This is a genomic window from Rhizobium sp. N324 (assembly GCF_001664485.1).
GTDB lineage: Bacteria > Pseudomonadota > Alphaproteobacteria > Rhizobiales > Rhizobiaceae > Rhizobium.
In genome coordinates this window covers 1,565,807-1,588,874 of record NZ_CP013630.1, presented here as the reverse complement: position 1 = coordinate 1,588,874, position 23,068 = coordinate 1,565,807, and the positions used below count along the sequence as shown (strand labels likewise).

The 23,068-nt window shown below is 61.9% G+C and carries 19 protein-coding genes and 1 pseudogene; 17 read left to right on the top strand and 3 right to left on the bottom strand.

Annotation, left to right across the window (positions count from 1 at the left end; genetic code table 11):
• Window positions 1-14 precede the first annotated feature (14 nt).
• On the bottom strand, window positions 15-704 hold the full coding sequence (locus AMK05_RS07610) for a glutathione S-transferase family protein (RefSeq protein ID WP_064837962.1): 690 nt from the start codon (window positions 702-704) through the stop codon (window positions 15-17).
• A gap of 138 nt (window positions 705-842) precedes the next feature.
• On the opposite strand from AMK05_RS07610, the gene AMK05_RS07605 reads away from it, so the two are divergent.
• The 13 genes and pseudogenes from AMK05_RS07605 (at window position 843) to AMK05_RS07545 (ending at window position 15,359) form a co-directional block, all read left to right on the top strand.
• On the top strand, window positions 843-1,352 hold the full coding sequence (locus AMK05_RS07605; protein WP_064837961.1) for a DinB family protein: 510 nt from the start codon (window positions 843-845) through the stop codon (window positions 1,350-1,352).
• Window positions 1,353-1,485: 133 nt separating this feature from the next.
• A pseudogene (locus tag AMK05_RS07600) lies at window positions 1,486-2,534 on the top strand (diguanylate cyclase domain-containing protein).
• A gap of 51 nt (window positions 2,535-2,585) precedes the next feature.
• On the top strand, window positions 2,586-4,469 hold the full coding sequence (locus tag AMK05_RS07595) for an ABC-F family ATP-binding cassette domain-containing protein (protein ID WP_064841306.1): 1,884 nt from the start codon (window positions 2,586-2,588) through the stop codon (window positions 4,467-4,469).
• A gap of 178 nt (window positions 4,470-4,647) precedes the next feature.
• The gene (locus AMK05_RS07590; protein WP_064837960.1) at window positions 4,648-5,493 is read left to right on the top strand and encodes a polysaccharide deacetylase family protein; all 846 of its coding nucleotides are present in this window, start codon (window positions 4,648-4,650) and stop codon (window positions 5,491-5,493) included.
• A gap of 158 nt (window positions 5,494-5,651) precedes the next feature.
• Window positions 5,652-6,215 (top strand): TetR/AcrR family transcriptional regulator, encoded by a 564-nt coding sequence (locus AMK05_RS07585; protein ID WP_237352194.1) that lies wholly within the window; start codon window positions 5,652-5,654, stop codon window positions 6,213-6,215.
• Window positions 6,216-6,326: 111 nt separating this feature from the next.
• Window positions 6,327-7,157 (top strand): transporter substrate-binding domain-containing protein, encoded by an 831-nt coding sequence (locus tag AMK05_RS07580; protein WP_064837958.1) that lies wholly within the window; start codon window positions 6,327-6,329, stop codon window positions 7,155-7,157.
• 24 nt (window positions 7,158-7,181) lie between these two features.
• Complete coding sequence (locus tag AMK05_RS07575) at window positions 7,182-7,928, top strand: amino acid ABC transporter permease (RefSeq protein ID WP_064837957.1); 747 nt, start codon at window positions 7,182-7,184, stop codon at window positions 7,926-7,928.
• Window positions 7,925-8,716, top strand: coding sequence for an amino acid ABC transporter permease (locus tag AMK05_RS07570; protein ID WP_064837956.1), 792 nt, complete (start codon window positions 7,925-7,927; stop codon window positions 8,714-8,716). Before AMK05_RS07575 ends, AMK05_RS07570 begins: the two co-directional genes overlap by 4 nt.
• A gap of 4 nt (window positions 8,717-8,720) precedes the next feature.
• On the top strand, window positions 8,721-9,506 hold the full coding sequence (locus AMK05_RS07565) for an amino acid ABC transporter ATP-binding protein (RefSeq protein WP_064837955.1): 786 nt from the start codon (window positions 8,721-8,723) through the stop codon (window positions 9,504-9,506).
• 9 nt (window positions 9,507-9,515) lie between these two features.
• A complete protein-coding gene (locus AMK05_RS07560) occupies window positions 9,516-10,874 on the top strand; it encodes an MmgE/PrpD family protein (protein WP_064837954.1) in 1,359 nt (452 codons plus the stop codon).
• A gap of 14 nt (window positions 10,875-10,888) precedes the next feature.
• Window positions 10,889-12,193, top strand: a complete 1,305-nt coding sequence (locus AMK05_RS07555) for an LLM class flavin-dependent oxidoreductase (protein ID WP_064841305.1) — start codon at window positions 10,889-10,891, stop codon at window positions 12,191-12,193.
• Between the two features lie 81 nt (window positions 12,194-12,274).
• Window positions 12,275-14,317 (top strand): prolyl oligopeptidase family serine peptidase, encoded by a 2,043-nt coding sequence (locus tag AMK05_RS07550; RefSeq protein WP_064837953.1) that lies wholly within the window; start codon window positions 12,275-12,277, stop codon window positions 14,315-14,317.
• Between the two features lie 115 nt (window positions 14,318-14,432).
• Window positions 14,433-15,359: a Gfo/Idh/MocA family protein gene (locus AMK05_RS07545; RefSeq protein ID WP_064837952.1), complete on the top strand. Its 927-nt coding sequence runs from the start codon at window positions 14,433-14,435 to the stop codon at window positions 15,357-15,359.
• 135 nt (window positions 15,360-15,494) lie between these two features.
• Here the strand turns inward: AMK05_RS07545 and AMK05_RS07540 are convergent, their stop codons facing one another.
• Both AMK05_RS07540 and AMK05_RS07535 read right to left on the bottom strand, forming a co-directional pair.
• A complete protein-coding gene (locus AMK05_RS07540) occupies window positions 15,495-15,944 on the bottom strand; it encodes a DNA polymerase III subunit chi (RefSeq protein ID WP_064837951.1) in 450 nt (149 codons plus the stop codon).
• Window positions 15,944-17,434: a leucyl aminopeptidase gene (locus AMK05_RS07535; protein WP_064837950.1), complete on the bottom strand. Its 1,491-nt coding sequence runs from the start codon at window positions 17,432-17,434 to the stop codon at window positions 15,944-15,946. The genes AMK05_RS07540 and AMK05_RS07535 overlap by 1 nt, the downstream gene beginning before the upstream one ends.
• A gap of 143 nt (window positions 17,435-17,577) precedes the next feature.
• On the opposite strand from AMK05_RS07535, the gene AMK05_RS07530 reads away from it, so the two are divergent.
• From AMK05_RS07530 to AMK05_RS07515, 4 genes are all read left to right on the top strand, one after another.
• The gene (locus AMK05_RS07530; RefSeq protein WP_064837949.1) at window positions 17,578-18,351 is read left to right on the top strand and encodes a phosphatase PAP2 family protein; all 774 of its coding nucleotides are present in this window, start codon (window positions 17,578-17,580) and stop codon (window positions 18,349-18,351) included.
• A gap of 100 nt (window positions 18,352-18,451) precedes the next feature.
• Window positions 18,452-19,633, top strand: a complete 1,182-nt coding sequence (gene lptF / locus AMK05_RS07525) for an LPS export ABC transporter permease LptF (protein ID WP_064841304.1) — start codon at window positions 18,452-18,454, stop codon at window positions 19,631-19,633.
• Window positions 19,630-20,718: an LPS export ABC transporter permease LptG gene (lptG, locus tag AMK05_RS07520; RefSeq protein ID WP_054181791.1), complete on the top strand. Its 1,089-nt coding sequence runs from the start codon at window positions 19,630-19,632 to the stop codon at window positions 20,716-20,718. The genes lptF and lptG overlap by 4 nt, the downstream gene beginning before the upstream one ends.
• Window positions 20,718-23,048: an LPS-assembly protein LptD gene (locus tag AMK05_RS07515; protein ID WP_064837948.1), complete on the top strand. Its 2,331-nt coding sequence runs from the start codon at window positions 20,718-20,720 to the stop codon at window positions 23,046-23,048. The genes lptG and AMK05_RS07515 overlap by 1 nt, the downstream gene beginning before the upstream one ends.
• Window positions 23,049-23,068 lie beyond the last annotated feature (20 nt).

The following is a 23,068-nucleotide window of genomic DNA, read 5'->3' as shown; positions in this document are numbered from 1 at the left end:
CCCCCGCGGCAATTTCACGCCGCTGTTGCAGTCCGGCCGCGGCTTTGATGGAGATCGAGGCAGCGTTCGAACCAGCCCAGGACGGGATCGTCGGCGGCCAGCATGGCGAGACCGGCGCAGACGCGCAGCCATTGCAGCGCGCCGAAGACGATATAATCGGCAAACAGCGGCGTCTGCCCGCCGATGAAGGGCTGAAATTTCAGCATATGCCGGAGCGGCTCGAGCTTGGCGCCGAAGGCGGCTTTCTCCGCCTCGCTGTCGGCAGCAACGACTTCAAGCGGCTTGCCGAGACGCGCTTCGCGGCTTTCGCGGAAATAGGCCTTGTCTTCCTCGTCGAGGTTGGCGTGAATTTCGAGAAGAGCAATCCGCATGATCGCCGGATGGATGATCATCTGCGAATAGCCCTCGACCATGCGCGACAGCGCTTTGCCGCCCTCCCCACCAAACAGCGACGGCCGCTCGGGATAGGCCTCCTCCAGATAGAGAGCGATGGAGAAACTGTCGGGGATCAGCCGGCCGTTATCGTCGAGAACGGGCACGGTCTGCGAGACGCCGCCGCCGATCGCGCGGATGCGGCTATAGGTCGTCGGGATCTCCTCGAAATCGAGCCCCTTATGCGCCAGCGCCATCACCGCCTTCCAGCAATGAGGCGAGAAGAAGTGCTGCTTGTCGGCACCGCACAGGGAATAGAGGGCTCTGGTCATGACAGTCCTTTCGAGATCGAAACGCAGTGCATTCCACGACAGAAAAAGCCTGCGATCAAATCAGGAAATTTCATGGCGCCATCACTCGGATTTCTCGGGAAACTGGCTAGACTGCCGTAATCACGACAGGGGGACCGAATGCTCCGACATTACAGGATGTTTGCCGCCTATAACCGCTGGGCCAACGCCCAGATCTACGCTGCGGCGGCCGAACTCAGCGACGCCGAATTCCGCAGCGACCGCGGCGCCTTCTTCGGGTCGCTGCACCACACGCTCAATCATCTGCTCGTCGCCGACCGGATATGGATGAAGCGCTTCACCGGCACCGGCGAGGCGCCGGCGACACTGGATGCCGTTCTCTACGAAGAACTGGATGCGCTTACCGTCGCACGCAGGGCGGAGGACGAGCGGATCATTGCCTGGACGGGCACGCTTGACGAGGCAAGCCTTGCCGCCGATTTCACCTATGTGCCGGTGACGCAGCCGATCGAGATCACCCAGCCATTGCAGCCGGCGCTTGCGCATCTCTTCAATCACCAGACCCATCATCGCGGCCAATGCCATATGACGCTGACGGCGCTCGGCAAGCCGAGCCTCAGTCTCGATCTCATCTACTTCCTGCGCAGCGAAGGCCGCGAGTGGATGTAGGCAGCCTTCATCATCAAGACCGCATTAACCGCCTTTGCCGGTTGCGCACGCAATCCAGCCAAAGATTCAGCCTCTCTTAAAGCCTTGCAGGCATAGCGGAACGAAGGGAAAAGCCGGGCTGCGAGGGATCGTCATGCAGAATGCAAGCGCAAACGCTTTGGTGCCGCGCGAGGCGGCGCACCCGGCGCCTATGGCCGACATTCAGAGGATCGCTCAGCACCTGACGCGGCTGAACATTGCGGCGCTGCCGCGCAATTACGAACTTTTTCACGAGGCGATCGTCGGGCTCAATGCCGGTCTTGCCCAGGATATCGCAGCACTCGGGCCGCAGCCGCAACAGGCGATGCTTGACGCACTCGGATTGAAATACCGCCTTGTCGGCCATTGCGGCCTGGCCGGCGAGACCTCGCGTAACGAGGCGAGCCGGATGCTGCGCGAGGTGGCGGAGAGGCTTGCCGAGGGGCTGCGGCACAAAGACGCCTTTGCACGCGCCTGCGGCACGATCTTGAAATCGGTTTCCGGCAACGACAACCAGAGCCTCACCGCCTTCCTCGGCGAGATCGACTACCTCTCCGCCTCGCTGGCGACGGTGCTGTCGGCGGAAACGGAGATCGCGGATAAGCTGCAGGACGACATCAAGAAACTGGAAAGGTTGGAGCGGGGCATTTCGGCGATGCAGTCGGCCGCCGTCGCCGACCGGATCACCGGACTTCCGAACCGCATCGCGCTGAACCGCGAGATCGCCGACCTCTATGAGCGCGAAGGGGGGTTCGCCGGCAGCGCGCTTGTTATGGTCGATATCGACAATTTCAGGGATCTCAACGACAGATACGGCACCCAGGCCGGCAACAAGCTCTTGAAAAAGCTCGCCGGCCTCTTCCGCAAGTCGGTCAAGAAAACGACTTCGTCGCCCGCACCGAGGCGGACGAATTCGCTTTCCTGTTTGCCAATGTCGGCATGCAGGATGCGATGACGATCGCCGAGCGCCTGCGCGCCTCCGTCGAGGACAATCTGGTCTTCGCGACCTCTGACAGGGCCGATCGCGGCAGGCTGACCATCTCGATCGGCGTTGCCCTCAGCACGGATGCGGCAACGCCCGGACAGTTGCAGGCCAATGCCCGCGTGGCGCTTCTCGCCGCGCAGACCAACCCCCGCCAGCCGGTGCAAGCCTTCGGCCACTGAGAAGCGGACAAGCTCTTGCCTTGGCGGGCGCTTTCGGCCAAAACGCCGGCCATGATCACGCTCACCGATATTTCCGCCCGCATTGCCGGGCGCCTGCTTCTCGACAATGCCAGCATTTCGCTGCCTTCGGGCACAAAGGCGGGGCTCGTCGGGCGCAACGGCGCCGGCAAGTCCACGCTGTTTCGCGTCATTACCGGCGATCTCGGCTCGGAGACCGGATCCGTGTCGATCCCGAAGGCGGCACGCATCGGCCAGGTGGCGCAGGAAGCACCGGCGACCGAGGAATCCCTGATCGAGATCGTGCTTTCAGCCGACAAGGAACGCGCCGCCCTCGTTGCCGAGGCGGAAACGGCGACCGATCCGCACCGTATCGCCGAAATCCAGATGCGCCTCGTCGATATCGACGCGCATTCGGCCGAAGCGCGCGCCGCAAGCATTCTGGCCGGCCTCGGCTTCGACCAGGCGGCGCAAGCCCGCCCCGCCTCCTCCTTCTCCGGCGGCTGGCGCATGCGCGTGGCGCTGGCCGCCGTGCTGTTTTCCGAGCCGGATCTGCTGCTGCTCGACGAACCCACAAACTATCTCGACCTCGAAGGCACGCTGTGGCTGGAAGACTATGTCCGGCGTTATCCGCACACGGTCATCATCATCAGCCATGACCGCGACCTCCTGAACAACGCGGTCAATGCGATCGTCCATCTCGACCAGAAGAAACTGACCTTCTACCGCGGCGGCTACGACCAGTTCGAGCGGCAGAAGGCGGAAGCCGACGAACTGCAGACCAAGGCCAAGGCCAAGAACGACGCGGCGCGCAAACATCTGCAGAGCTTCATCGATCGCTTCAAGGCCAAGGCCTCCAAGGCCCGGCAGGCGCAATCGCGCGTCAAGGCGCTCGAGCGCATGGGAACCGTCGCCTCTGTCATCGAGGATCACGTACAGCCGATCACTTTTCCAGAGCCGGAAAAGCAGCCGGCCTCGCCGATCGTGGCGATTCAGAGCGGCGCCGTCGGCTACGAGCCCGGCAATCCGATCCTGAAGAACCTCAACCTGCGCATCGACAATGACGACCGCATCGCCCTGCTCGGCTCGAACGGCAACGGCAAATCGACCTTCGCCAAATTCATCTCCGGCCGGCTTGCGCCGGAAAGCGGCGAAGTGAAGCTGGCGCCGAGCCTGAAGATCGGTTTCTTCGCCCAGCATCAGCTCGACGACCTCATTCCCGAGCAATCGCCGGTCGAGCATGTGCGCCGGCTGATGCCCGGCGCGCCGGAGCCGAAGGTGCGCGCCCGCGTCGCCCAGATGGGGCTTGCGACCGAGAAGATGGCGACCGCCGCCAAGGATCTTTCCGGCGGCGAAAAGGCCCGGCTGCTGATGGGGCTCGCCGCCTTCAACGCACCTAATCTGCTGATCCTCGACGAACCGACAAACCACCTCGACATCGACAGCCGCCGGGCGCTGATCGAGGCGCTGAACGATTACGAAGGCGCCGTCATTCTGATCTCGCATGACCGCCACCTGATCGAGGCGACGGTCGACCGGCTGTGGCTGGTCAATGGCGGCACGGTGACGACCTTCGAAGGCGACATGGACGAATACCGCGACCTGATCGTCACATCCGGTAAAAAAAAAGAAGAAAAGCCGCAACTGACTGAGGATGCGACGTCGAAGGCCGACCAGCGCAAGCTCAATGCCGAACGTCGCGCCTCACTGACGCCGCTCAAGAAAAAGATCAACGAAATCGAATCCTTGACGGCGAAGCTGGAGAAACAGATTCAGGCGCTTGACGCGGAACTTGCAAATCCCGCCCTCTACGAAAAGACGCCCGCCAAGGCGGCTGAGAAGGCAAAGCAGCGCGGCGAGGCCGCGGCCAAGCTGGCTGCCGCCGAGGAAGACTGGCTGATGCTTTCGGCCGAATACGAAGAAGCCATGGCAGGATAGCCACATTCCTCAAAGCATGATGTCGCCCGAAAACCGCTGACACTTTTCGGCATCATGCTCCGTCCAAAGCGTGGCGAAGTGCCGCGGATCGGTACAATTCCGGCCGCCATCAACCAATCGTTAACCATAATTCGAAAGGTTGTCTCAACATTCGTTACCGATTTGTTGAGCCCTTTCGATGTATCGCTTTTTCATTCTGTCCTGCATGGCCCTCACGGCCGCGCTGTCTGCCTGCAGCACCACCAAACAGGCCCCGGATACATCGATCAAGACCTCCTCGGTGATTGCGCCCGAGGGGCGGAAACTTGGCTATGCCGGCGACGATGCAGCCGCGCCGCGAATGACCGGCTGGCACCATCTGGCCGGACGGACGCTTGAGGTCTCCTCCCTCGCCGATCTCAAGCTGCAGAACAAGGAAGTGATCCTGAGCTTCGACGACGGCCCGATCCCCGGCCGGACCGACAAGGTGCTGGCCATCCTCGACCAGTTCGGCGTCAAGGGCGCCTTCATGATGGTCGGCGAAATGGCCGAGATGCATCCGACGCTCGCCCGCAAGGTCGCCGAGGACGGCAACACGATCGGCAGTCACACCTATGACCACGCCAATCTGAGTCTGCTCGATTTCGACGCGGCGATGGCCGAGGTGATCAAAGGCGAATTGGCGGTGACCAAGGCGACGGGAACCGACGTCTCCTTCTTCCGCTTCCCCTATCTTGCCGAGAGCCACAGGCTGCGCGCCGCGATCGCCATGCGCGATATAGTGGTCATGGATGTCGATATCGACAGCAAGGACTATTTCACCATCACGCCGGCCTCCGTGACGCAGCGGACGATGGACCTGCTGCACAAGCGCGGCCGCGGCATCATCCTGATGCATGACATCCACAAACGCACGGCAACGATGCTGCCGACCCTACTCTCGGAACTCGAGGCCGAAGGCTACAAGGTGGTGACGCTGAGGTTCAAGAAGACGCAGGCGCCGAGCAACCTCGTCGCCTCGGCCGATTTCGTGACCACCCGTTAGACGAGAGGCCAATCAACGGCGTCTCGCGCGGAGGATTTTTCAAAGCGCGCATGAATTTGAAAAAATAAAATCTATAAAAACGATCGTGATGGTGATCTTTTCGAGAAAGAACGTTCCTTCTCTCTCACCGGTCACCGATGCCTTTCAAAACTGCCCAAATGTCGACCCGCGGAAGAATAATCGATGCGATCAGCGACCTTTTCTACCGGCGCGGCACCTATCTGGTCGGCATCGACGAAATCGTACGGGAACTAAACATTGCCCGCGCCACTCTCTACCGTCATTTCGACGGCAAAGAGGGTCTCATCGTCACCTATCTCAGCCACCGCCATACCTTGGTCAGCGACCAACTGGAGAAGCTCGTCGCCGGCAAAAGCAATGCGCCAGCCATTTTCGCGATCTTCGATAGCCTGGCCGACAAGACCCGCAGCGAAAGCTTCCGGGGCTGCGCCTTCCTCATTGCGGTAACCGAAAACCCCGGCTCGGCAGCGATCCGGGACGTGGCGCGCGCGCATAAGGTTTTTCTTCGCGCCCTCTTCGGCCGGCTTGTCCCGCCAGGCCCGGCTCACGACGAGATCAGCGAGCAATTGCTCGTGGTCTACGAAGGCGTGCTTGCCGCATCGGTCCTGCGACCGGAAGCGAGGCCGGCGGAGATTGCCCGAAAGGCCGTCGCGGCTCTTCTTCAGGCCGGCGGTTTCGACGCATCCGGAGACGAGGCATGAGCGAGATTATTCACCAAGCGCCCGCCGCATCGCCGGTTTCGATGTCGTCCGGACTTCTCTTTTCCATCCCTTTCTTTCCTTCCTTCCTTCGTTTCGTAATGGAGCTCAAACATGTCACATAAAATTCTGCCAAAGGCGCTTTTCGCCATGTCGATTTCGCTGCTGGCGGCAACGCAGGCATTCGCGGATGCCACGCTCGATCGCATTAAAGCCCGCGGCGCCCTCACCGTCGGCGTCATCCTGTCCGGCGCGCCGTTCGGCTATATCGATCCGACGTCGCAAACGCAGAAGGGATACAATCTCGATATCGCCAAAGCGCTGGCCGACGATCTCGGCGTCAAACTCGAAACCGTCACCGTCACGCCGCCGAACCGGGTGCAATTTCTGCAGCAGGGCAAGGTCGATATTCTGATTGCCAACATGCAATACACCGAAGATCGCGCCAAAGTCCTCGACTGGGTGCCAACGCCATACGACCGCAGCGGCGGCGCTGCCGTCGGGCGCAAGGACAGTGGCCTGAAGGACTGGGCAGATCTCAAGGGAAAGCCGGTCTGCGTTTCGCAGGGGTCGAACTACACCCAGCCGCTGATCGAAAGATACGGCGCCGAGGTAAAAGGCCTGCCGAGCCAGCCGGAATCGCTGCTGGCGCTGCAGGGGGGCAATTGCGTGGTCGCGGTGCATGTCGGCGCAACTCTTGGCCTGCTGCTGCAGGATCGCCCTGAGGATTGGAAGGACTACGCCATTCTCTTCCCGACGGAACTGATCCCGTCCGATTCCGTCATCTGGGTTCGCAAAGGCGAAAAGGAAACGGCCGAGACACTCGATAAGACGATCCGGCAGCTTCATACCTCCGGAAAGCTGCTTGAGTTTGCCAAGGCGAACAGGCTCAGCAACACCGAATATCTCGAGCAGGAGCACAAGACCCTGACAGCCAGCAAATAAGACGGGTCGCACTGGTAGATCGACATGTGGAATAGCGGCATAACCGGCCTGTTCGTCGACCTGACGAACAGGCTTGGCCTGAACTACGAGTTTCTGGCAACGGGCTACGAAGCGCAGATATGGCGTGACGGTTTCATTACCACGCTCTATCTGATCGCCCTGCTGATCCCGGTCAGCCTGATTGCCGGACTGCTGTTTGCCGCCTGCCTGACATCGGACAGGCTCTGGCTCTCCGCGCCGGTGCGCGCTTTCGTGGAAATCACCCGAAACACGCCGACGCTGGTGCAACTGATGTTCAGCTTCCTCGTCCTCAATACCTTCGTGTCGAACCTGGTCGGCGGCGCGCAGAACAATCCGCTGACGCCGTTCTTCTGGGTGGTGGCGGTGGTGGGGCTGCACATTGCCGCCTTGCATGCCGAGGCGATCCGAGCGGGTATCGAAGCGGTTCCGGCCTCGACCGTGGAGGCGGCGCGCGGTATCGGCTTCAGCAAGCTGCAGATCCTTCGTTACGTCGAAATTCCTCTCGCGTTCCGGGCGTCGCTGCCGGCGATCGTCAACAACCTCATCAACCTCGTGAAACTGACGACGGTGGGCAATGCGATTGCAGTCAGCGAGATCACCTATGCCTCCATCATGGTGTGGACGCAGCGCGACAATGTGGTGTCGTTGATGATCGTCATCCTGCTGTTCTTCAGTCTCATCAATCTCGTCGTCGCCCGCGTCGGCCTGTGGGTAGAGCGCAAGCTCGCCGTTCCGGGATATGGCCTATGACGACGGTGGCGCTTTCCGAGCCGCGCAAGAGCGGCCACCTGCTGCGCAATATCGGCTTCGCAGCACTCCCTGCCCTCATTCTCCTCTGGTCGCTGGCCGATCTCACCCTTGGGCGCGAACTGGTGGAGTGGCTTCCCTATCTCGCCTCCGGCTTCCTGATGAACGTCGTCATCAGCCTCAGTGCGATGACATTGGGAACGGTGGTCGGAACCATATTCGGCATTCTTCAACTGGTGCCCTACAGGCCGGTGCGCTACCCGGTCGTCGCCTATGTTCAGGCCTTCCGAAATGCACCGCATCTCGTGCTGATTTTCGCCACGACTTATATCTTTCCCTTCGAGATCGTCGTGTTCGGCAACTATCTGCCCTTCCCGGACTGGCTGAAAGCGGTGATCGGGCTTGCCATACCGGCCAGCGCCTATGTGGCCGAGATTACGCGTGGCGCCATTCTTTCGATCCCGACCACGCAATGGGAAGCGGCAAAGGGACTGGGGTTTTCCCGCAGCCAGGCGCTGCGCTGGATCATTCTGCCGCAATGCCTGCGGCGCTCGCTGCCGCCATGGATGAACATATTGGCGTCCATCACCATGGGCACGTCGCTTGCCTCGCTGGTCGGCGTGCACGAACTCCTGCATGCGGCAACCGATGCCAGCACGGCCGTGCGCCGGCTCGATTTCACCATCATCGCCTACATCGTGGTGATGGCCGCCTTTTTCACGCTTTGCTACCCGATCGCCCGCCTGACCCGACGCCTCGAGCGGCGCTTCAACGCGGGCTCCAGGATTTGAGACGATGAACATGAAAACCGACGACGCGATCGTGCGACTGGAAGACGTACACCTTTCCTTCGGCCAGACCGAGGTGCTGAGGGGCATCGACCTGACCGTCAACAGGGGCAATGCGGTTTCCATCATCGGCCCATCCGGCTCCGGAAAGTCGACGATCCTGCGCTGCATCAACGCATTGGTGACGCCGCAGCGCGGCCGCATCACGGTCGGCGGCACCCGCGTCGACCAGTTGGCCACGGAAAGCGAGCGCATTGCGCTGCGCAAGCGCGTCGGCATCGTCTTTCAGCAATATAATCTTTTTCCTCACCTGACGGTGCTGGAGAATATCGTGCTGGCTCCGACCCGCATCCTCGGTGTCGCGCGGGGCGAGGCAGAAAAACTGGCGCGCGAACTGCTCGAAAAGGTGCGGCTCTCCGAAAAAGCAGGCGCCTATCCCGGCCAGCTTTCCGGCGGCCAGCAACAGCGCGTGGCGATTGCCCGCGCGCTGGCGATGAAGCCGGAACTGGTGCTGTTCGACGAAGTCACCTCGGCGCTCGATCCGGAGACGGTCGGCGAAGTGCTGTGGGTGATCCGCGACCTCATCCGCGACGGCATGACCAGCATCCTGGTGACCCATGAAATGCGCTTCGCCGAGGAGATCAGCGACACCGTCGTCTTCACCGAGAACGGACGCATTGTCGACCACGGCTCCCCTGAAGAAATATTCCATACGTTCGACAATCCCCGTATCCGCCAGTTCGTCGGCGGCCTTGCCGGCGGGCGCGGCATGGACCGCGGCGAAGGCATTTAGGATATTGTCATGACGAGAACATTCGCCCCTCTGACTTCGGCATTCGCCGAAGCGATCATCGCCTCGGACCCGTTGCAGGATGTCGCGGCGATGGACGCGGCCCGCCTGGCGATCATCGATTTTCTCGCCTGCGCGATTGCCGGCGCCCGAGACAGGACGACCGGCCTTCTGGCCGATGCCGTCGGAGCCGATCTCCCGGGTGAAGCGACCCTGATCGGCAGCGCGCGCCGAACCGATCCGCTGGCAGCTGCGGTCGTCAACGGTTATGCCGGCCATGTGCTCGACTATGACGACGTGCATGCAAGCGTGCGTGGCCATCCGACGACGGTGATCGTCCCGGCGCTGCTGGCGTTGGCCGCCGAGCATACCTTTTCGGCGGAGGCGCTGGTCGCCGCCTATATCGTCGGGCTCGAAGCCATGGCGCGGCTGGGATTGTCGCTCGGCTCGAAACACTACGAGAAGGGTTTCCATGCCACGGCAACGCTCGGCACGATGGGCGCGGCAGGCGCAATTGCCCATCTCAAGCGCGCCTCTGCGGACGAGACCGCCATTGCACTGGGCCTTGCAGCAACGCAGTCCTCCGGCCTGCGGCTGCAGTTCGGCAAGGACGCCAAACCCTTTCATGCCGGCATGGCGGCGCGATCCGGTCTGTTGTCGGCGCGATTGGCAGCGGCAGGTTTTGGCGGCGCGTCCGATTTTCTCGACAATCCGGTCGGCTTCCATTCGGTTTTTGCCTTCGGCGCGGAACGCCTGTCCGCCTTGACCGAGAACTGGGGCTTACCCTGGCAGATCGCAGCGCCCGGGCTGACGCTGAAGGCCTATCCCTGCTGCACCGCCAGCCATCCGGTCGCTTCTCTCGGCATCGACCTTAACCGCGAAGGCCTGCGCGCAGACGCAATCGAGCGTATCACCTTCACCTATCCGCCCGGTGCCGATGCAGCTTTGGTGTTGAGCGAGCCCACCAACGGGATCGAGGCGCGCTTCAGCCCGGAATACGTGTTCGCGGCGGCCCTGATCGACGGCGGCCTGCGGCTCGATCATTTTGACGGGCAGCCGGTCGCGCCACGGCTGATCGCGCTCGCCAAGCGCGCCGGCCGCCGCCATGACGAGGCCGCGCCGCGCATGTCGAGCGATCCACGGACCCGCTTCGTCATCGTCGATATCGCGCTTGCCGACGGCAGCACGATACAGCGCCGTTTCGACGGCCTGCCGGGGCTGACCGATCCGACGGAAAAATTTCGTGACGCGACCGGTCGCCATCCGGCCTTCGCCGACATCCCCTCACTCGTCCGGACCATGCACAGCGCCGCCGACCTTCGAAAACTCCTGGCGCTGCTCAATCAAGATGCCGCCCAAAACCTCGTTTGACGAAAGATTTTGCCATGACCCGCAAGAGAGAAATCCATCTGGGCCTGTTCCTGCAAGGGGCCGGCCACCACGTATCCGGCTGGCGTCATCCTCATGCCGAGGCGGGAAGCGAGAATTTCAACCTGCTGAGGCGCGTGTCTGAGATCGCCGAGGCGGCGAAATTCGATATGGTCTTCCTGGCCGACGGATTGACCAGCGGCGTCGATGCGCATCCCTCGACGATCGCCCGTTTCGAACCGCTGACGCTACTTTCCGCGCTGGCCGTGGTGACCGACAAGATCGGGCTGGCGGCAACGGCGTCGACGACCTACGGAGAGCCCTATCACACGGCCCGCGCCTTCGCCTCGATCGACCATCTGAGCCACGGCCGCGCCGCCTGGAATATCGTCACGACCTCCTATGCCCGCACGGCGAACAATTTCTCCAAGGCCCATCCCGAGCATGACGAGCGTTACGCCGTGGCCGAGGAATTTGTCGACGTCGTGCGCGGGCTCTGGGACAGCTGGGACGACGATGCCTTCGTCAAGGACAAGCAGAGCGGCGTCTATGCCGACCCGGCCAAGCTCCGCATCCTCGATCACAAGGGCAAATATTTTTCGGTCAAGGGACCGCTGAACATTCCGCGCGCACCGCAGGGCCACCCGATCCTGATCCAGGCCGGCTCGTCGGGGCCGGGCCAGGATCTTGCCGCCCGCACCGCCGACGTGGTGTTCACCGCGCAACAGAGCCTTGAAGAGGCGCAGGCTTTTTACGGAAGCCTCAAGGAGCGTGTCGCTCGCTTCGGGCGTCGGCCGGACGACGTCGCCGTCATGCCGGGCTTTCTGCCGGTGATCGGCCGCACCACCAAGGAGGCCGCGGACAAGCTTGCAGAACTCGACAGGTGGACGGATATCAAAAGCGCCATGCCGCTTCTGGAAGAACGCATCGGCCACAGCCTTGCCGAATACGATCTCGACGGCCCGCTGCCGGATCTGCCGATCTCCGATCAGTTGCGCAGCCGCGCCGAACTGCTGACGGCGCTGGCAAGGCGCGAGGATCTGACGATCCGGCAGCTGGCGCTGCGCGTTGCTGCCGGCCGCGGCCATCATATCATCCTTGGCACGCCGGTCGAAATCGCCGACAGGATGCAGCAATGGTTCGACAGCCGTGCCGCCGATGGCTTCAACGTCATGCCGCCGTTTTTTCCCGGAGGCCTGGAAGACTTCACGCAGCTGGTCGTGCCGATCCTGCAGGAGCGCGGCCTGTTCCGCAGGGAATATGGCGGCTCGACGCTTCGCGAACATCTCGGCCTGACGCGGCCTGCGCCAATTTCGCCCTAACTCTGCGAAATAGTGGCTCCTGCACAATTCAAAATGCTACAGCATCTTGGAAGACGCTACACAGGAGCCGGCAGGTCGAACATGAACCTTCACCTCGAAACGGACGACGATCCGCGCACCCGTCAGTTCATCGACGGATATAACCGGGTTTCCGACGCGGCACTCAGGACAGCTGAATTCGCCAGGGATCGCGATGCGATCAAGGCGCTGATCGAGCGGCAGGACAGGCTGATCGTGCCGATGCGGCGCGGCGGCTGGCTGTTCGATTTTCGGCAGAGCAAGGACAATCCTCTGGGCGTCTGGCTGCGTCTGCCTGATGACCAGGAGCCGCTGCCGGACGCCGACTGGGAGCCGGTCTTCGACCTCGATGCTTTCTGCGTCAGTGAAGGCAAGCGCTGGAACTGGCGCGGCGTCGTCACCTGCCCATGGGAGCCGACACGGGTGCTGCTGACGCTCTCGGACGGCGGCTCCGATCTTCTCCGGCTGCTCGAATTCGACGCCGAGAGCAAACAGGTCGTCGAGGGCGGTTTCGATACGCCGGCCGCACGATCGCATGCCAACTGGCTGAACCGCGACGAGATCTGCTATTTCGGTTCGATCGACCGATTTTCGGCGACCCGCTCCGGATGGCCGCGGGTCGGGCGGCGCTTGAAGCGCGGGCAGCGGCCGGAAGATGCGGCCGTCATGTTCGAAGCTGCGAACGAGGACGTCTACGGCTTCAATCTCATCATCGACCCCGCCCTGTCGGGCGCTGCGGCGGATGCCGGATTGATCGACATTTTCGTCGCTGCCCATGAGATCGGCGTGGCCAGCGCCTTCCTGACTGCCGACGACGGCACGCAGCGGCGCATCGATCTGCCCAAGGAAGCGGACTTCCAGTTCAACCACGATCATTGCCTCTGGCGGGCAAAGAACGATGAGCGCGTTCCCACCGGCAGCCTCGTGCTGCAGCGCTTCGATCCCGGCTCGGCGACAGTTCCGCTCGGGCCCGAGCGGATCCTGTTTCAGCCTGGCGAGGGCCAGTCGATCTCGCAGCTGATGCTGATGCGCGAGTGGTGCGTCTTCATCATCTCCGATCGGCTGCGTCCGCGTCTCATGGTGCTGGATCTGACGAAGCCCGACGCCGAACAGCGCGAGATCGCGCTGCCGGCGGACATGCAGACGGCTCATTTCAGGCCGCTCTATGCGGATCTGCATCTTGGCGACGATACGCTCTGCATCATCGGCCAGGGCTTCCTGCAGCCTCCGGCCTGTTACCGGCTGGAGCTGTCGGACCGCAGCAAGGAGGCCGAGCCGATTTTCGTCGCCGCGGCGCCCAGCTATTTCGATGCGACCGGCATGTCATCCGAACTGCTGGAGGCGGTGTCCGAGGACGGGACCAGGGTTGCCTACCGGCTGGTCCTGCCGAAGCAATGGACCAAGGGCGCGCTGCCGGTGCTGCTTTACGGTTATGGCGGCTTCGATGTGTCGCTGTCGCCGAACTATTCCGGCGTGACCGGCCGCTGGCTGGAACAAGGTGGCGCCTACGTGCAGGCCTATATCCGCGGCGGCGGCGAATTCGGGCCCGACTGGTATCGCAGCGCCAAGCGGCAGGGACGCGACAAGGCCTTTGCCGATTTCGTCGCCGTCGCCCGCGATCTCGTCGCCCGCGGCTACACCGTGCCGTCGCGGATCGCCTGCCAGGGCGGCAGCAATGGCGGTCTGCTGACCGGCGTGATGCTGACGCGCTACCCGGAGGATTTCGGCGCCGTCTGGTGCCAGGTGCCGGTGCTCGACATGACACGCTTCCACCTGTTCAGCGCAGGGCAGGCCTGGATGGACGAATATGGCGATCCGGAGATATCGGCGGACCGGGATTTCATGCTCGGCTACTCGCCGCTTCACAATGTCAGGCCGGCGACCGAGATCCGCTATCCGCCGATCTATATCGAAAGCTCCGCCAATGACGACCGGGTGCATCCCTCGCATGCGCGCCGCTTTGCCGCGCGGCTGGAGGAAGCCGGACACCGGCCGCTCTTCCATGAATTCGGCTCGGGCGGGCATGGCGGCGACGGCAATTCCGAGGAGCGCGCCGCCCGCGCGGCCATGGGCTACAGCTTCCTTCGCCAGACTATCATGAGGTAAGACGGGCCATCATGCGGTAGGATAGAATAGAATGACGGGAGAGAGCTTGTCGGCGCTCTCCTTTCTGCTAAAAGAAGCGCAATAAATCATACTTTTCACAGGCTCGAGCGAAACCATGTCTCCTATCAACCTCGCCATCGTCGGCGTCGGCAAGATCGTCCGCGACCAGCATCTCCCTTCCATCGCCAAGAACGCCGATTTCAAGCTCGTCGCCACGGCAAGCCGCCACGGCACGGTCGAAGGCATCAACAGCTATACGACGATCGAGGCGATGCTCGACGCCGAGCCGTCGATTGATGCGGTGTCGCTCTGCATGCCGCCGCAATACCGCTACGAGGCCGCTTATAAGGCGCTCGTCGCCGGCAAGCACGTCTTCCTGGAAAAGCCGCCGGGTGCGACGCTGAGCGAAGTGGCCGATCTCGAGGCGCTTGCCGCAAAGCAGGGCGCGTCACTGTTTGCCAGCTGGCATTCGCGCTATGCGCCGGCCGTCGAGGCCGCCAAGGCGTTTCTGGCTTCGACGACGATCAACAGTGTGCATGTGATCTGGAAGGAGGATGTCCGCCACTGGCATCCGAACCAGGACTGGATCTGGCAGGCCGGCGGCCTCGGGGTTTTCGATCCCGGCATCAACGCGCTGTCGATCGTCACCCATATCCTGCCGCGGCCGATCTTCATCACCGAGGCCGTGCTCGAATTTCCTGAAAACCGCGATGCGCCGATCGCGTCCGACATTCGCTTCCGCGATGCCGACGGCCTTCCGGTTCATGCCGAATTCGACTGGCGCCAGACCGGCAAGCAGAGCTGGGATATCGTCGCGGAGACGGCGGACGGCCAGATGGTTCTCGCCGAAGGCGGCGCCAAGCTTTCCATCGACGGCACGCTGACCTTCGCCGCGCCGGAGCAGGAATATCCCTCGCTCTACCGCCGCTTCGCCGAAATCATCAAGGCCGGCACATCGGATGTGGATCTGGCGCCGCTGCGCCACGTCGCCGACGCCTTCATGCTCGGCAAGCGCAAATTCGTGGACGCGTTCCACGACTGAGCCGTTGGCGGCTTTGGGACGCCATCTTGGACTTTTGCAGGCTGAGCAACAAGACCCGCCGCAAGGGTCAGGTTTTTCGCAGACCGACAATCGGTGCCATATTGGCGACGATTGTCGGTATCTCCGCTGAAGCGCTCAAGCCTTCTTCTCCCACCGCCCTTCCGGCGTCTGCTGCCAATAGGTGAGGTTATGCCCCTCGCCTTTCAGCTTCTTCCATTGCGCCCGGGCGGCCTCCAGTTGCGCCTGGTCGTGGCCGTCGAACATGAAGACGACGCGCTCATAGGCATCGACCGGCGGCGGCTCGGCGCCGTCGATGATGAAACGCACGGTCGCAGCATTGGCATTGCCTGGGGTCACCGTCAAAAGCACCGGCTGGCTTTCGGCGAAATCGCCCTCGTCGGTGCCGTGCGGCAGAAAACTCTCCTCGCGAAACGTCCAGAGATGCGTGTCGAGCGCATCGCGCCGCGCCGGCTCGCGCGTCTGGACGGCGACGCGCCAGCCGCGCTCGACACTTTTGTCGATCAGCGGCGGAAGCGCGTCTTCCAGCCTGGTTTCGGTCAGATGATAAAAGAGAACGTCCGTCATCAGGCTTCATAATGGGCGCGAACGAGCTCGTCGAGCAGGCGCACGCCGAAACCCGAACCCCAGGACTGGTTGATCTCGTCCTGCGGCGAGCCCATCGCCGTGCCGGCGATGTCGAGATGCGCCCAGGGCGTGTCCTGTACGAAGCGCTTGATGAAATGCGCAGCGGTGATCGAGCCGGCCTGCCGGCCGCCGGTGTTCTTCATGTCGGCGAACTTGCTGTCGATCAGCTTGTCGTAATCCTTGCCGAGCGGCATGCGCCAGAGCTTCTCGTTTGTGGATAGGCCGGCTGCCGTCAGCTGCGCGGAAAGCTGGTCGTCATTGGAAAACAGGCCGGCATGCACATTGCCGAGCGCCACGACGATGGCGCCGGTCAGCGTGGCGAGATTGATCATGAACTGCGGCTTGAAACGGTCGTTGCAGTACCAGAGCGCATCGCAGAGCACGAGGCGGCCTTCAGCATCGGTATTGATCACCTCGATCGTCTGGCCGGACATCGACGTGACGATATCACCCGGGCGCTGGGCGTTGCCGTCCGGCATGTTCTCGACCAGACCGATGACGCCGACGGCGTTGACGGCGGCCTTGCGGGCGGCGAGCACATGCATGAGACCGGTGACGGCCGCCGCACCACCCATATCACCCTTCATGTCCTCCATGCCGGCGGCCGGCTTGATCGAAATGCCGCCGGTATCGAAGACGACGCCCTTGCCGATGAAGGCGATGGGACGATCCTTGGCTTTACCGCCTTTCCATTGCATGACCGCCAGGCGCGGCGGGCGGACGGAGCCCTGGGCGACGCCGAGAAGGGCGCCCATGCCGAAACGGCGCATCTCCTTTTCGGTCAGGATGTCCACTTCGACGCCGAGCTTTTCCAGCTCCTTCGCCTTGGCGGCGAACTCGACGGGGCCGAGCACGTTCGGCGGTTCGTTGACGAGGTCACGGGCAAGATTGACGCCGCCGGCAATCGCTTCGGAATCGGAAAACGCCTTCTTGGCACCTGCCGGATCGGCGGTGACGATCGTCACCTTGACGGATTTCCCGGCCTTTTCCTCGTCATCGCTCTTCTTCGTCTTGTAGCTATCGAAGCTATAGGCGCGCAGCAGCATGCCGAGCGCGAAATCGGCGGCCGCCCGCGCGCTCGCCGGAAGGCCGGGCACGTCGATGAACACGGCCGCCTTGTCGGTATTCTTGATTCTCGCCGCCGCACAGCCGCCGGCCTTCAGCCAGTCATGGGCGGAAAGATCGGCGGCCTTGCCGAGCCCGATGACGACGATGCGCTCGACGGGCGCGCCTTCCGGGGCGACGATATCGAGCGCGCTCATGGATTTCGCGGAGAACCGGGCGATCCTGGCAGCCTTGGCGATCACGCCTGCCGGATCGACTGTTTCGGCGCCGGCAGCGCTGTCGGCTTCGCCGGTCTTCAGCAGGATCGCCAAACCGCCGGTGAGCTTTGCCGACTTTGAAAATGAGATTTCGAACTTTGCTGACATGTCTTCTCCGCAGGGATTCTTGAAATCCGTTCCCGGCGGATAATTTCGCGTTTGGCGGGTCTGTCAATGGCTGGCGACAATTGTTATGGTCGCCCGCGGCCATCACGGCCCCCATGTTTTCGTCAGTTTCGTAGATATTCGCGTTGACAGTTTTTTCGAAAAATCGCCCGCGGGGGCCGGTCGTCCGCCTGCCTAAAACGACTTTCGGTGCATTCATGCTGTTGTTCTGGGTGTGGTGGGCGCTGCTTGCCGCCTTCCGCGCCTTTCCCGGGATAGACATCTACTTTTCCCAGCTTTTTTTTCTGGCCACGGATTGCGACCCGACGGCTGCGGCCGGAAGCATCTGCGGCGGCTTTCCCTATCGCGACTCGGGGAACTTCGACCTGCTGCGCACCATCTTCTTCCGCCTGCCCTATGTGGTGGCCATCGTGATGGCGTGGAAATTCATCGAATGCTACCAGCAGCACGGCGCGACCTTCAACGCCGAACGGGCGCGCAAGCTGAAAGTGGCGTTGGGAACGCTGCTGATCGGACCGGTACTGCTCGTCAATGTCGTGCTGAAGGAACATTGGGGCCGGCCGCGGCCGATACAGACGGACATTTTCGGCGGCGCGCTGCATTTCGTCGAGGCCGGTTCGCTTGCCGGAAAATGCGTTTCGAACTGTTCGTTCATCTCTGGCGAGGCCGCGAGCGCCGGCTGGCTTTTCTGCCTGCTGCTATTCGTGCCGAAATCATTACGGTATGCGGTGGCAGCACCCCTGGCGGCGATCTCGATCCTGACGCCTGCGATGCGGCTATCCTTCGGCGCGCACTACCTTTCCGACGTCGTTCTCGGATGGCTTTCATCGCTTGTCGTCTTCGCCGCGTTGCTGGCGTTAACTGAGTCGCAACAGCATCAAAAAAATTCTGAAAATTGAATGAATTTTTGACACCAGCTTGTCGCAATACGGCGACAAAGAGCGTAGAGGGTTTCTCCTGCAAAGCCGTTTGGGCGTGCAGGTGCTTTCAAGGGCAGGCATGAAACTACTCGAGACATACATATTGCGGCGCGTCGGCCAGATGTTTCTCGTGGCCCTCCTGCCCGTTCTGGCGATCATCTGGACGACTCAGGTTCTGCAGCGCATCAACCTGGTGACCGACAGCGGCCAGTCGATCGGTTCGTTCGCCAAGCTCGCGACGATGATCCTGCCGTCGATCATTCCTGTTGTCCTGCCCTTCGCCCTCGTCATCGCGATTACCCAGACGCTGACGACGATGAACAACGATTCCGAGCTGACCGTCATCGACGCGGCCGGGGCGCGGCGCAGCGTGCTGATCCGCCCGATCCTGCTGCTTGCCGCCGTCGTCAGCCTCTTTTCCTTCTTCGTCGACAACGTCGTCGAGCCGCGCGCAAAGACCGTCGTGCGCCAGATGATCGCCGAGACCTATGCCGATCTGCTGTCTTCGGTGATCGAAGAAAAGACCTTCCGCAAGCTTGATGAAGGCCTTTACGTGCAGATCTCGAAGCGAATGGCCGGCCGCATGCTGAAGGGCCTTTTCGTCGCCGACGAGCGCGATCCGGCCTACGAGCTGATCTATTATGCGAAGGAGGGCGCCGTCGACGATACGGGCACGACGCTGATCATGCATCAGGGCGAGGTGCACCGCAAAACGCCCGACGGCAATGTCTCGGTCATCAATTTCGATTCCTATTCCTTCGACCTCTCCGACATGACGGAGAATCGCGGCCAGGCGACGCTGCGCGCCAGCGACCGCGACCTGTGGTTCCTGCTCAATCCGGATCCGGCCGACAAGGACTATACGATCCGCCCGCAGAGCTATCGCGCCGAACTGCATCGGCGGCTGACGGACTGGGTCCTGCCTGTCGTCTTCGCGCTGTTTTCGCTGGCGATTGCCGGTGATGCACGCTCGCACCGCGAAGCGCGGCTGCATCCGATGGTGAGCGCCCTCGCCTATGCCTTCGCGCTCAGATGGGCGGCGTTTTACGCTGCCAATCAGATCGATACCGATCCTGAATATATCGTCGTTCTTTATGCCATACCGATCGTCAGCAGCATCATCTCGATCGTCTTCCTCGGCCTGCACAAACGACTGGCCGTCCCGTCCTTCATTCGCGACCGGATGTCGTCTTTCTGGAGACGGACGCAGGAAAGGCTGCTTGCCGCAACCGGCAGGACCGGCGGAGATGCCGCCCAATGATGTTCGGAACATTGTCGCGTTATTTCTTTCGCCGCTACCTGGTGACGATGGGCTGGTTCCTGATCGGCGTCTCGGCGATTTCCTTCCTTCTCGATTTCAGCGAGACGGCGGGCCGGATGTCGGGCCTGCCCGGCTACACGATCGGCGGCGGCATTCTGATGACCGCCGTGCGCCTGCCGCTCATCCTGCAGCAGACGGTGCCGTTCATCGCGCTGTTCGTCGGCATGACGGTATTGATCGGGCTCAACCGCAAATATGAGCTCGTCGTCACGCGCGCCGCCGGCATTTCGGTCTGGCAGTTCATGTTCCCCTTCATCGCCGGCTCGCTGATACTCGGCCTGCTGACGATGACAGCGCTCAACCCGCTTGCCGCCTGGGGGCAGCGCCAGGCGCTGCTCGTCGAATCCGACTGGCGCGGCGAGAACGCGGTTCTGCGCAAGGCGCCGCAGATTCCGTGGCTGCGCCAGATCAGCGGCCGGGACGATGTCATCATCGGCGCTCATACGGTTCAGGAGAATGGAACCAAGCTGATCGACGCCGTGCTGATCCATTTCGATTCAAGCGGTCAGGTCATTCTGAGACAGGACGCCGCGACGGCTAAATTGGAAGATGGTTACTGGCAACTTAACAACGTTGTCGAGCGCAAGCCTGGCGAAATACCGATGCGTAAAGCTTCGGTTCAACTTCGCACCAATCTGAAACAGGACTTCGTCCAGGAGCGGCTGACAGCGCCGGAAACAATTGGTTTCTTTGACCTTTCCAACCGCATCGCCGCGGCCAAATCCTTCGGCATCTCGACCAAGGCGCTGGAGACGCAATTCAACTCCCTGTTGTCCCAGCCGTTGCTGTTGGTGGCCATGACTTTCATTGCTGCAACAGTGTCCCTAAAATTTAGCCGGTTCAACCAATCCCGCTCGGTGATTCTGGGTGGCATCCTTTCGGGCTTCATGCTTTATGTCATCACCGTGCTTGTAAAGGCATTCGGAAGCAGTGGAGTCGTGCCTCCCTTCGTGGCGACGTGGATACCGGTGATCGTCGCGCTGGCCTTGGGTGCGACTATTCTGCTTCATCAGGAGGACGGCTAGTGGCGGCAGGCGACCGCAAGTATTTTAGTAAACAGTTGGTTGCCCTGCTCGTCGGCGCGACTCTATGTTCCTATTTCGGCAGTGTCCCGGTCTCCTACGGCCAGGCCAATACGTCCGCTCAAGATATTGGGAAGAAGATTCCGGAAGGGGCCAAGCTCCTGCTTTCGGCCAATGAACTCGTCTATAACCGTGACGCCGATCTGGTGTCGGCGGTCGGCGGCGTGCAGATCAATTATGCCGGCTACAAGATGGTCGCGCAGAAGGTCGAGTACAACCAGAAGACCGGCCGGATGATGGCGCTCGGCAATGTCGAGCTGGTCAGCCCGGACGGCAACCGCATCTATGCCGACAACCTAGACGTGACCGACAATTTCGCCGACGGGTTCCTGAACTCGCTGCGCATCGAAACCTCCGACAATACGCGTATCGTCGCCGAAAGCGGCCAGCGTGTCGGCGGCACGATGATGATTCTCAACAAGGGCGTCTACACCGCCTGCCTTCCCTGCGCCGAAGATCCGAAGCGCGCGCCTTTCTGGCAGGTCAAGGCCAAGCGCGTGATCCAGAACGGCGTGACCCACACGATCCGTCTGGAAAGTGCGCGTTTCGAGTTGCTCGGCTATCCGATCGCCTTCCTGCCGTTCATCGAGGTCCCCGACAATACGGTGAAGCGCAAGTCGGGCTTTCTCTTCCCGACGATGAGCCTGTCGCAGAATCTCGGCTTCGGACTTTCGATTCCTTATTATTACGTGATCTCGCCGAGCATGGACGCGACGGTCACCACCACCGGCTACACCGCCCAGGGCTTCCTCGTCGAAGGCGAATTCCGCCAGCGCTTCGAAAACGGTACGCATATCCTGCGCGTCGCCGGCATAGACCAGGCAAAGCCGGACAATTTCAGCTCCGGCACCAGCGATGCCGAAGCCAGTCGGCGTGGCATGGTCGCCTCGAAGGCCGAATTCCGCATCAATCCGCGCTGGACGTTCGGCTGGGACGTCATGGTGCAGAGCGACAACAACTTCTCGAAAACATACAAGCTGCGGGATTTCACCGCCACGGATCGCACGAACCAGATCTACCTGACGGGACTTGGGAAACGCAATTATTTCGACATGCGGGCGTTCTATTTCGACGTCCAGGATGCCGATCGGACGAACACGGCCGAAAAACAGCAGGCGATCGTCTATCCGTCGCTCGACTACCACTATGTGGCGCCGCAGCCGCTTGCCGGCGGCGAACTGTCGGCGGATGTCAACCTGACGAATATTTCGCGCACCCATGACGATTTCCTTACCACCGTCGACGGTTTCGACCGATTCCGCGGCCTGAAGGGACAGACCTCGCGCCTGACGGCCGAACTGCAGTGGAAACGCACCTACGTCACGCCGACCGGCCTGGTGATCACGCCGCTTCTGGCCGCGCGCGGCGACGCCTTCGCGCTCAACATGGACAGCCCCACAGGGTACTCCGGCAACTATCTCGACGACAATTCCGCCACCCGCTCGATGTTCACCGCCGGGCTGGATCTGCGCTATCCGATCCTGATGACGACGGAGAACAGCACCCATATTCTCGAACCGATCGCGCAGATCTATGCCCGCCCCGACGAGCAGCTCGCCGGCCGGCTGCCGAACGAGGATGCGCAGAGCTTCGTCTTCGACGCCACCTCGCTGTTCGATCGCGATAAGTTCTCAGGCTACGACCGCGTCGAAGGCGGCACCCGCGCCAATGTCGGCATCCAGTATACCGGGACGTTCGACAGCGGCTACAAACTGCACGGCATCTTCGGACAATCCTATCAGATTGCCGGCCAGAACTCCTTTGCAACCGATGACCTGGTCAATGTCGGTGCGGATTCCGGCCTGGAGACCGACCGTTCCGACTATGTCGGCCTTGGCGGCGTCGAAACACCGTACGGCGTTTCCGTCGCGGCCTCCTACCGCCTCGACGAGAAGGATTTCGAGTTCCGCCGCGGCGACCTGACGACGGCCTACCAGAACGACACCTTCCAGACGCAGGTGACCTACACCCATCTCAGCGCCCAGCCGGCCTATGGCTTTGCCGAGGACAACGACGAGATCCAGACCAGCAGCAAAGTCAAGTTCAAGGATTACTGGTCGATCTTCGGCGGCATCGCCTGGGATCTGAACAATGATGTGCTCAGCCGCCGGACGCTCGGTCTCTCCTATGAGGACGAATGCACGATCTTCACGATCGCCTATACCGATACCCGGGACTCCGACGACGAGTCGGCCAGCGACTGGACGATCGGCGCAAGGCTGACCTTCCGGACGCTCGGCGACATCAAGATCGGTACAAACACCCTTGAGTGACGGGCGGCCGGCGCAAACAT